Genomic DNA, 9,409 nt, shown 5'->3' with positions numbered 1-9,409 from the left:
TTGCGGACGAAAAAGTCCCTTAAACGCAGGCGCACTCCGGGATCTTGATTCGCGCCCCGCGCGCCCGTGACCGCCCGGTCGCTCCACGACCGCTCGCCCGCTACGCCCTCTCCACCATATACAGGTGTGGCAGCATGTCCACGTAGATGTTGGCTTCGACGACGAGCTCGCCCTGGCGGTTCTTCTCGATGCCGCGGACCCAGGGCTTGGCCGCAGCGTAGCGCACCAGCCAGGCGACGGGGATGTAGCCGACGTCGGTCTGGAGAATGGCCTCGGCCCGCGCGTAGTGCTGCAGGCGCTTTCGAGCATCGCGCGTGTCGCGCCCGGCTTCGAGCTCCCGATCGAAGGCGTCGTTGACCCACGCCTGGCGCCGGCCGGTGGTCTTCTTGCCGTAGAAGGTGTCGAAGTACTCGTTGTGGGGGTCCGGGTAGTCCATGAACCACCGGATCCAGACGAACTGCAGATCCTGCTTCCACAGGCGCTCGATGAAGACGCGGGGCTCCAGCACCTCGAGCTCGGTCTTCATGTTGAGATGCTCGAGCAGCACCGCCTGGACGGCCTCGGCCAGCGGCCGGGCGGCCCGCGGCTCCTCCCGCATCGACAGCGTGATTTTGGGCCAGTTGCGCCCGCCCTCGTACGGCGTGCCCTTGAGCTGGGCCAGGGCGAGCTTGGGGTCGAACTTCTGGATGGCGCGGATCTTCGGGTCGTCGAGCGCGCCGGGAAACCCGGGCGGGATCATTGAGTGGGCGGGTAGCGCGAAGCCCAGGGCGACTCTCACGAGGTTCTCCCGGTCGATGGCGTGGGCCACGGCGCGGCGGACCCGGACGTCGTCGAACGGGGGCTTCGTCACCTGGGGGATCAGGTACCAGGTGCCGGGGAACGGGTAGGGGAAGACCTCCTTTGCGGTCTTCGGGTTCGACTGCAGGCGCTTGAGGTCGCCCGACTGGAGCGACGTCATGTCGATCTCGTTGTTCTCGTAGGGGAACACGCCGGACGCCACCGGGATGATGGGGATCACGACCCGGTCGAGCGTCACATCCCGCGCGCCGAAGAAGTGCTTGTTCTTCCGGAGCACCATCGCCTTGCTGTGCTCCCACGACTCCAGCACGAAGGGCCCGTTGCCGACGATGTTGGCGGCCTCGGTCCACCGGTCGCCGTGCTTCTCGACGGAGGACCGGTGGGCGGGGAGGGCCGCCATGTAGGCGGCGAGCACCGGAAAGTAGGCACGCGGCCCCTCCAGCGTCACCTCGAGCGTCCAGTCGTCCCTGGCCCGCACGCCGACCTGGCCGGGATCGGTCACCTGCTTCTTGTTGAAGGCCTCCCCGTTCCTGATGTCGTAGAGGAACGCGGCGTATGGCGCGGCGGTGGCGGGATCGAGCTGGCGCTTCCAGGACCACTCGAAGTCGCGGGCCGTGCACGGAGCGCCGTTCGACCACTTCGAGTCCCGGCGGATGGTGAAGGTCCACTGCGAGCCGTCCGGGTTGGAGGCGACCTTGCTGGCGACGTGGAGCACCGCCTGCAGGTCGGCGTTGAACTTCATGAGGCCGGCGAAGAGGGCCGGCACGCCGTCGCAGTAGAGGTCCTTGTTGAAGTCGTGGCTGGCCGGATCCTTCTGCCACCACCCACCTCCGCCGTAGCGGAATATTTGGTCCTTGGCGAGCTTCTCGCCCGGCGCGAGCTTCGGCGCTGCCGGGGCCGGCCGCGCGTTGAAGCCGGCGGCGCCGAGCGTCGCCAGGCCCGCGGCGATCTTCAAGAAGCCGCGCCGCCCGCCGCCCGCCGCGGCCAGCCGCCCGGCCAGCAGGTCGAGCTGGGCGTCGGACATCCGGGGAGTCGTCATGCGGGCCCTCCTGGAGTCAACGCCGCTACTTGAGCTTCGGATCCAGCGCGTCGCGAACGCCGTCGCCGAGGAACGTGAACGACAGCATGGTGACGGCGATGGCGATGGACGGAAAGACGCAGAGGTGCCAGTACGAGCGCAGGTACTGTTGCGACTCGCCCACCATCTGGCCCCAGGAGGGCGTGGGCGGGTTGATGCCGACGCCGATGAACGACAGCGCCGCCTCGGTGAAGATCGCCTCGGGGATCCCGAACGTCACCGACACGACGATGGGCGTGAGCGCGTTGGGCAGGATGTGGCGGCCCAGCAGGCGCCCGGAGCGGGCCCCCAGCGCGCGGGCCCCCTCCACGAACTCCTGGGCCTTGAGGCCGAGCACCTGGGCGCGCGTCTGCCGGGCGATGCCCACCCAGCCGGTGAGCCCGATGGCGATGAAGATGTTGGTGAGCCCGGCGCCGAGCATGGACATGACGAGGATGACGAAGAGCAGGTTCGGGAAGGCGTACATGACGTCGATGAAGCGCGTCAGGAAGAGATCGACTCGGCCGCCGAGAAAGCCCGAGAGCGCGCCGATGGGCAGGCCGATGAGCACGACGACCACCTGGGCCCCGAGCCCCACGAGCATCGAGATGCGCGCGCCGTAGATCATGCGCGAGAGCAGGTCGCGGCCGAGCTGGTCCGTCCCTAGCGGGTAGTCGCGCGAGGGCGCCTCGTTCAGCCGGCCGAAGTTGGTCTTGGTGTAAGGGTAGGGCGCCAGCACGTCGGCGAAGATCGCGATGAGGCAGAGGAGGGCGACCACGACGGCCCCGCCCATGGCCAGGCGGTTGCGCCGCAGGCGGCGGAGCGCGTCCCGCCCGAGACTCGTGCCCAGCGGCGGGGCCTCGCCCGTGGTCGCCATCGGGTTAGTAGCGGATCCTCGGGTCGAGCGCGCCGTAGAGCAGGTCGACCACGAGGTTCATCACGGCCAGGAAGGCGCCATAGGTCAGCACCACCGCCATGATCATCGGGTAGTCGCGTCCGGTCATCGAGAGCACGAAGAAGCCGCCCATGCCGGGGACGCGGAAGACCGACTCCACGAAGAAGGAGCCCGTGCCCACCGCGGCGAACATCGGCCCCAGCAGCGTCACCACGGGGATGAAGGCGTTCTTGAGGGCGTGCTTGAAGATCACCGGGCCCTCGCCGAGACCCTTGGCGCGTGCGGTCAGCGTGTACTCGGCGCGGATGACCTCCAGCATGCTCGCCCGCGTGAAGCGCGCGATGATGCCCAGCGGGCCGAGGGCCAGCGTGACCGTCGGCAGCACCCAGGCCCGGGGCGAGTCCCAGCCGCCCGTGGGGAAGAGCGGGATGACGAACGAGAACAGGATGATGAAGAAGACGGCCAGGACGAAGTTCGGCACGGCCACGCCAAACGTGGCCAGGCTCACGGAGAGGTAATCCCACGCGCGGTTCTGGTAGACGGCGGCCAGGATGCCGAGCATGAGCCCGCCGGCGATGGCCAGGGCCAGCGCCATCGTGCCCAGCAGCAGCGAGACCGGGAACGTCTCGGCCAGGATCTCGCGGACCGTGCGCGTCTTGTAGACGAAGGAGGTGCCGAAGTCGCCGCGGACGGCCTTGCCCACGAAGATCAGGAACTGCTCGTAGAGCGGCTTGCCGAGCCCGTAGTGCTCGGCGAGATTCCGCTGGGCCTCCGGCGACAGGGGATTGGCGCCCTCCGCCACGGGGTCGAGCGGGCTTCCGGGCGTGGCGTGCATCACCAGGAAGGTCACGAGCGCCATGGCCAGGAGCGTGGGCACCAGCCACAGGATGCGGCGAATGGCGTAAGTGAGCACCGGGCGTCGAGGTATACAATAACCCACCCAACCCCTCCCAACCGAGGAGCCAGACGATGCGCAAGCGAGCGTCCGTGGAGAGCGTGGCCGAGGCGTATCTGGAACTGCTGGCGGCGCGCCGGGTGGAGTACTTCTTCGGCAACGCCGGGACCGACTTCGCGCCCATCATCGAGGCCTACGCCCGGCGCGAGGCCCAGGGGCAGGTGCTGCCGCGCCCCATCACCGTCCCCCACGAGACCCCGGCCGTCGCCATGGCCCACGGCTACGCCATGGTCACCGGACGCCCCCAGGTGGTCATGGTCCACGTCACCGTGGGGACCGCCAACGCGCTCGGCGGCATCATCAACGCCGCCCGCTCCCGCGCGCCCATCCTCATGTCGGCCGGGCGGACGCCGATCACCGAGGGCGGCGTGCCCGGCGCCCGCAACCGCCACATCCACTGGGCGCAGGAGTCGTTCGACCAGGCGGCGACCGTGCGCGAGTACGTCAAGTGGGACTACGAGCTGCGCCTGGGCGGCCAGCTCGAGACGGTGGTGGACCGGGCGCTGGCCATCGCCCAGAGCACGCCGGCCGGTCCGGTCTACCTGACGCTGCCCCGGGAGGCGCTGTCCGAGCGGATGTCGGAGATCGAGTACTTCGACCCGCCGCGGCTGACCCCCGCCGCGGCTCAGGTGGCGGATCCAGCCGCGGTCGAGGAGGCGGCGCGGATCCTCGCCGGGAGCCGCAACCCGATCGCCATCGTGAAGTCGTCGGGCCGCGATCCCGGGGCGGTGGCGCCGCTGGCGACGCTCGCCGAGGCCCTGGGCATGCCGGTCTTCGAGCAGTTCTCCACGCATCTCTGCTTCCCCCAGACCCATCCGCTGTACGCCGGCGGCGATCCCGCGCCCTGCCTCGCCGAGGCGGACGCGATCGTCGTCGTGGAGGCCGATGCGCCCTGGTATCCCGATCTCAAGTCGCCCCGCCCGGAGACGCCGGTCATCCAGATCGGCGAGGACCCGCTCTACTCGCGCTATCCGATCCGCGGCTTCGCCGTCGACGTGGGGCTGGCGGGCGCGCCCCGCCTGACCCTGGGGGCGCTGGCGGCCGCCGTGGGGCGCGCGGGACTGGACGGACGCGTGGTCGCCGAGCGCCGCGCGGGCTGGGAGGCCGAGCACCGGAAGATCCAAGAGGCAGCGGCCGCGCGCGCGCAGGCGACGCGGAACGATCGCCCGATCGACATGGCCTGGCTCTCGCGCTGCGTGGGCGACGTCATCGAAGAGCGCACGATTGTCATCAACGAGTACGATCTGGACACGGCGCAGACGCGGCTCAGCACGCCCGGCAGCTACTTCAGCCAGTCACCGGCCTCCGGGCTCGGCTGGGGGCTCGGGGCCGCGCTGGGGGCCAAGCTCGCCGCGCCCGATCGGACCGTGGTCTGCTGCGTCGGCGACGGCGCCTACATCTTCGGCGCGCCCACGGCGGCGCACTGGGTGGCCCGGGCCTACAACATCCCCGTGCTCTTCGTGATCTTCAACAACCGCGCGTGGAACGCGGTGAAGCGCGCGGTCCAGTCGCACGCGCCCGAGGGCTGGTCGGTGCGGACCAAGACGATGCCGCTGAGCGACCTCGACCCCGCGCCCGACTATGAGCTGATCTGCCAGGCCTGCGGCGGCTGGGGCGAGCGCGTGGAGGATCCGGCGGCGCTGCCCGGCGCACTCGAGCGGGCGCTGCGCGTCGTGCGCGAGGAGAAGCGCCAGGCCCTGCTCAACGTGATCTGCAAGAAGCCGTGATGGAGGAGCAGACCATGACCATCATCGATGCCGACGGGCACGTGACCGAGTCCCAGGAGCAGCTGGCCAAGTACCTCGACGAGCCGTACCGCCGGCGGCCGCTGGCGTTCCCGTGGTTTCCCCAGGACGGGTGGGATCGGCGCCTGCTGGGGACGCTGGGGCAATTCGCGGGGACGGCCGATGCCTGGCTGAGCGCGCTCGACAAGGGCGGCATGGAGGCGACGGTCCTCTATCCCACGCTCGGGCTCTTCATGAGCTTCATCCGCGACCGGCAGTGGGCGGTGGCCCTCTGCCGTGCCTACAACACCCTCATGCACGAGGAGTTCATCAAGGTGAGCCCGCGGCTCCAGGCCGTCGCGCTCCTGCCCGTGCAGGACCCGGAGGCGGCGGCGAAGGAGCTGCGGCGGGCGGTGCGCGAGCTGGGCCACGTGGGCGCCATGCTGGCCGCCGACGGCAACCATCTGCTCGGCGACGAGCGGTTCGCGCCCATCTACGAGGAGGCGCAGCGGCTCGGCGTGATGCTGGGCGTCCACGCCTCCGGCTCCCACCTGGGCGGCAGCGGCGTGGACCTCTTCCCGCGCTTCATCCAGGCCCACACCTGCTCGCACGCCTTCGGCCAGATGCGCCAGCTCACGTCCGTCGTCTTCGAGGGCATCCCCGAGCGCTTCCCCGATCTCAAGATCGCCTTCCTGGAGGCCGGCTGCGGATGGGCGCCCTACTGGATGGAGCGGATGGACGACGAGTACGCCAAGCGCGCGGTCGAGGCGCCGGTGCTGAAGAAGAAGCCGAGCGAGTACGTGCGAAGCGGCACCATCTACTTCTCGTGCGAGGCCGACGAGTGGCTGCTGCCGCAGGCGATGAAGCTGGTGGGCGACAACCAGATCGTCTACGCCTCCGACTTTCCGCACTGGGACAACAGCTACCCGGACTCGCTCGACGAGATCCGGAACCGCGGCGACCTCGCCGACGAGCAGAAGCGGAAGATCTTCGGCGCCAACGCCCGGCGGCTGTACGGGCTCTCGTGATGGAGCTGATCGGCCGGATGCTGGACGGCTCGATTCCCTACGATCCGAAGGGGGCGGAGCCGAAGCCGGGCCCGTTCGGGTTCCAATTGCGCCAGGACGACAAGATCGAGCACCTGCAGCGCGTGCCGCTGCTCTCCGGCTGCACGCAACGCCAGCTCCGCTCCATCGCCCGGATCGCCGAAGTCCAGGAGGTGCCCGCCGGCACCGTGCTCACGCGCGTCGGCGAGCCGGGGGAGGAGTTCTTCCTCATCGTTGACGGCAAGGTGCAGGTGGAGGTGTCGGCGCGGAAGCGCGTGCGCCTGGGGCCCGGCAAGTTCTTCGGCGAGATGAGCATGCTCGACGGGGGCCCGCGCTCGGCGACGGTGGTGGCGGAGACGGCGCTCCGGCTGCTGGTCATCAAGCGCAGCGACTTCTCCCTGCTGCTGAGCAAGGCCTCCGACCTGACGCGGAGCCTGCTCACCGTCTTGTCGCAGCGCGTGCGACAGGCCGAGCAGGCGCCGCACGCCTGACCGGTGGCGCCGGCTCAAGAGCGCCAGCGGGACCAGGAGATCGTGATCTATCCGGCCCGGGGGCGGCTGGTGACGGCTGCCGTCCTGGCCGCCGGCTTTGCGGTCCTCAGCCTCGCCATCGTCCTCCTCCCTGACACGTTCCGGACCAACGTGGGGGACCGCCTGATCATGGGCGCCGGCGTGCTGTTCTTCGGGGGCCTCTCCCTGTTCTTGGTGCTCCGGCTGAGGCGACCTCTGCTCGTGATCTCTCGCGAGGGACTCATCGCCCACACCCCTTTCCTGAGATCTGGCCTGATCCGGTGGAACGACGTCCGGGAGGTCGTCATCCACCGGTTCATGCGCCAGCGATTTCTGGGTATCGTGCCGGCATCCATGGACACGCTGCTGGCGCGGCGGAGCCCGGCCTGGCGATGGCTGCTGCGGGTGAACTACGGGCTGACCCGGGCCCCCATCAATATCCCCGAGCGGCTCCTGCCGATGTCACTCGAGGAGCTGCTGGCAATCGTCGATCGCTATCGCCGTCCCTGACCGGCTCCGCGCGCCGAGCCGGCTACTCTTCGTCGTCGTTCTCGTCCTGCTCCGCGGCACCGGGCGCCTGCGGAGGATCCGGCGCCCGGTGGAGCTGCCCTGGCGTGGCCAGCCAGTCGCTCTCGACCCAGCGCAGCGCCTTGCGGAGCGCCGCCTCCACGGCCGGTCGGTCACCGGCCTCCAGCGCGATCAGCGCTTCCGAGAGCAGGTCTTGGAGCTCGAAGTGGCGGGTGTCCACCCGCTCACAAAAAGCGGCGGTGCTTCCGCTCGTCGGGCAGGTCCAGGCCGAGGGCCAGGAGCTTGCGGTCGACATACGCCTTGTAGGCCTGGCGGATCTCGGCGTTGCCGACGGACTTGAGCCCCCAGTGGATGAACTTGGGCGCGTTCGGCGAGTCCGAGCGTCCGAACATGTCGAGCGCGGCCGGGTACCACTTGTCCAGGAGCTTCTGGGCCAGCGCCTTGCCGGCGCGCGTGGAGCAGATCTCGGTGAGGAAGTAGTAGCCCATCTCCGAGTGGCCCAGCTCGTCGCGCTCGACCGTCGCCGACATCTTCTGGAGCGGGACGTAGGACGACTCGCGCCAGTCGCGGGCGTGGAAGGCCCCGTTGAGATCGACGAAGAAGTGGAAGCAGGCGTCGTCGGCCCACGTCTCCCGCGGCAGGTGGAAGGCGTAGTGCGCGTAGGGCACGTCGCGCAGGGCGAAGTCGTGGTCGAGGCCTACCGCCAGGCGATGGAACATGATCGCGTGCTTGAGCTCCTCGGCCAGGTACTCGGCTTTGAGCAGCTTCATCTCGCGGCTGGGGAAGAGCGCCTCGGCGATGTCGAGGCAGGTGGCCATGAAGCCGAGGAAGGACTTGTTGCCGGCGCGCTCGCCCTCGTGACGCAGCATCTTGAGCAGCAGGGCCTTGTACTCCTCCGGCAGCGGCTGGCCCTCGTCGAAGCGATGGGCGGGACGGCTCGCCGGGCCGGTGAACTTCGGCAGCGGGTCGCCCTGGGCGTAAGCCTTCCGCCAGAGCGGCCACAGGTCCGTGCGTCCGCGCTCCTCGGCGTCTCGGATGATCTCCATCTCGCTCATGACCGCGCCCCTTCCGTGAGTCCGCCGTAGCGCGCCTGGCTCCGGCGCCAGCGCTCCGGGTCCAGGCGCTGGGTGGTGTCGCGCTGGTGGCCGCAGGCGCAGCCCAGCAGGCCCGCGGCGTACAGGTCGAACTGCTCGTCGACGATCTGGCGGGCCATGCCGGGCAGGAGCCGGTCGCCGACGTTGCCCACCATCCTGCCACAGCCGGCGCACAACAGGCGGTAATAGGTGCCGTAGGCGACGGGCTGATCGAGCCGGATCCCCACCGCCTGGTAGGCTTGACGGATCTCCTCGACGATCTCGCTCATGACGGGACTCCTCCGGCGTGCCTGATGGCGAGGTCCCGCGTCAGCCGTAACTCGCCGAGGTGAATGGCCGCGTGCCGGATGCTCTCCACGAGGGCCTCCCGCCGCGAGATCTCGTGGGGATGACCGGTGCCCCACAGCTCCTTCGCAGGCAGGAGTCGCTCGTCGAGCGCGCCCGCGACCGGGGCAGCCAGCGCGGCACCGATCTCCCGCCAGAGCTGCCGGAGCTGGTCGATGATCTCTTTCGGATCGAGGCCAGAGGCAATGAACTCCGAGTCGCGGTCGCGCTGGACTGGGCGGCCACAACCGAAGCCGAGCGCGTAGACCCGGGTACTCGCGAGAACGTGCGCGGCGATGGCGCAGGCGCTGTTCGGAGCAGGGGTGGCCGGACGCCAGTTGAACTGCGCGGGGGTGAGGCCGGCCAGCGAGATGCAGACCTGGTCGAGGATGAAGCGTAGCTCTCGAGCATAGGTGTCGAGCTCGGCTTGCATGGGCGAACTCTCCTTTAACCGGGGAGGCCCACCGACACGGCACTAG

Annotated in this window: 11 protein-coding genes; 4 read left to right on the top strand and 7 right to left on the bottom strand. The window is 69.7% G+C overall.

Translation table 11 applies throughout. The features are described from left to right. Window positions 1-100: 100 nt before the first annotated feature. From VGV13_11565 to VGV13_11555, 3 genes are read right to left on the bottom strand one after another with little or no spacing between them, the layout of a single operon-like run. A complete protein-coding gene (locus VGV13_11565) occupies window positions 101-1,837 on the bottom strand; it encodes a peptide ABC transporter substrate-binding protein (GenBank protein HEV8641726.1) in 1,737 nt (578 codons plus the stop codon). A 25-nt stretch (window positions 1,838-1,862) separates the two neighbouring features. Beyond that, on the bottom strand, window positions 1,863-2,732 hold the full coding sequence (locus VGV13_11560; protein HEV8641725.1) for an ABC transporter permease: 870 nt from the start codon (window positions 2,730-2,732) through the stop codon (window positions 1,863-1,865). A gap of 4 nt (window positions 2,733-2,736) precedes the next feature. Further along, on the bottom strand, window positions 2,737-3,663 hold the full coding sequence (locus tag VGV13_11555; GenBank protein ID HEV8641724.1) for an ABC transporter permease: 927 nt from the start codon (window positions 3,661-3,663) through the stop codon (window positions 2,737-2,739). Window positions 3,664-3,719: 56 nt separating this feature from the next. On the opposite strand from VGV13_11555, the gene VGV13_11550 reads away from it, so the two are divergent. Genes VGV13_11550 through VGV13_11535 form a run of 4 tightly spaced genes read left to right on the top strand, consistent with a single transcriptional unit; the run spans window position 3,720 to window position 7,494 of the window. Then, entirely contained in the window at window positions 3,720-5,432 is a 1,713-nt protein-coding gene (locus VGV13_11550; protein ID HEV8641723.1) for a thiamine pyrophosphate-requiring protein, read from the top strand. Between the two features lie 14 nt (window positions 5,433-5,446). Then, on the top strand, window positions 5,447-6,457 hold the full coding sequence (locus VGV13_11545; GenBank protein ID HEV8641722.1) for an amidohydrolase family protein: 1,011 nt from the start codon (window positions 5,447-5,449) through the stop codon (window positions 6,455-6,457). Continuing rightward, complete coding sequence (locus VGV13_11540) at window positions 6,457-6,966, top strand: cyclic nucleotide-binding domain-containing protein (protein ID HEV8641721.1); 510 nt, start codon at window positions 6,457-6,459, stop codon at window positions 6,964-6,966. Before VGV13_11545 ends, VGV13_11540 begins: the two co-directional genes overlap by 1 nt. A gap of 3 nt (window positions 6,967-6,969) precedes the next feature. After that, window positions 6,970-7,494 (top strand): STM3941 family protein, encoded by a 525-nt coding sequence (locus tag VGV13_11535; protein ID HEV8641720.1) that lies wholly within the window; start codon window positions 6,970-6,972, stop codon window positions 7,492-7,494. A 22-nt stretch (window positions 7,495-7,516) separates the two neighbouring features. On the opposite strand, the gene VGV13_11530 is transcribed toward VGV13_11535, so the two are convergent. Genes VGV13_11530 through VGV13_11515 form a run of 4 tightly spaced genes read right to left on the bottom strand, consistent with a single transcriptional unit; the run spans window position 7,517 to window position 9,363 of the window. Then, window positions 7,517-7,732: a hypothetical protein gene (locus tag VGV13_11530; protein HEV8641719.1), complete on the bottom strand. Its 216-nt coding sequence runs from the start codon at window positions 7,730-7,732 to the stop codon at window positions 7,517-7,519. 4 nt (window positions 7,733-7,736) lie between these two features. Beyond that, entirely contained in the window at window positions 7,737-8,567 is an 831-nt protein-coding gene (locus VGV13_11525) for a Phenylacetic acid catabolic protein (protein ID HEV8641718.1), read from the bottom strand. Next, complete coding sequence (locus tag VGV13_11520; GenBank protein ID HEV8641717.1) at window positions 8,564-8,875, bottom strand: hypothetical protein; 312 nt, start codon at window positions 8,873-8,875, stop codon at window positions 8,564-8,566. Before VGV13_11520 ends, VGV13_11525 begins: the two co-directional genes overlap by 4 nt. Beyond that, entirely contained in the window at window positions 8,872-9,363 is a 492-nt protein-coding gene (locus tag VGV13_11515) for a DinB family protein (protein ID HEV8641716.1), read from the bottom strand. The genes VGV13_11520 and VGV13_11515 overlap by 4 nt, the downstream gene beginning before the upstream one ends. Between the last annotated feature and the right edge of the window lie 46 nt (window positions 9,364-9,409).

The sequence above is a fragment of the Candidatus Methylomirabilota bacterium genome, from assembly GCA_036001065.1.
Lineage (GTDB): Bacteria > Methylomirabilota > Methylomirabilia > Rokubacteriales > CSP1-6 > MNEF01.
This window is presented reverse-complemented; position numbering and strand designations above follow the sequence as displayed.

What these genes read in the sequence shown, in the direction of transcription:
- VGV13_11565 (HEV8641726.1), bottom strand. Translation starts at nt 1,837, where the DNA reads ATGACGACTCCCCGGATGTCCGACGCCCAGCTCGACCTGCTGGCCGGG.
- VGV13_11560 (HEV8641725.1), bottom strand. Translation starts at nt 2,732, where the DNA reads ATGGCGACCACGGGCGAGGCCCCGCCGCTGGGCACGAGTCTCGGGCGG.
- VGV13_11550 (HEV8641723.1), top strand. Translation starts at nt 3,720, where the DNA reads ATGCGCAAGCGAGCGTCCGTGGAGAGCGTGGCCGAGGCGTATCTGGAA.
- VGV13_11545 (HEV8641722.1), top strand. Translation starts at nt 5,447, where the DNA reads ATGACCATCATCGATGCCGACGGGCACGTGACCGAGTCCCAGGAGCAG.
- VGV13_11540 (HEV8641721.1), top strand. Translation starts at nt 6,457, where the DNA reads ATGGAGCTGATCGGCCGGATGCTGGACGGCTCGATTCCCTACGATCCG.
- VGV13_11525 (HEV8641718.1), bottom strand. Translation starts at nt 8,567, where the DNA reads ATGAGCGAGATGGAGATCATCCGAGACGCCGAGGAGCGCGGACGCACG.
- VGV13_11520 (HEV8641717.1), bottom strand. Translation starts at nt 8,875, where the DNA reads ATGAGCGAGATCGTCGAGGAGATCCGTCAAGCCTACCAGGCGGTGGGG.
- VGV13_11515 (HEV8641716.1), bottom strand. Translation starts at nt 9,363, where the DNA reads ATGCAAGCCGAGCTCGACACCTATGCTCGAGAGCTACGCTTCATCCTC.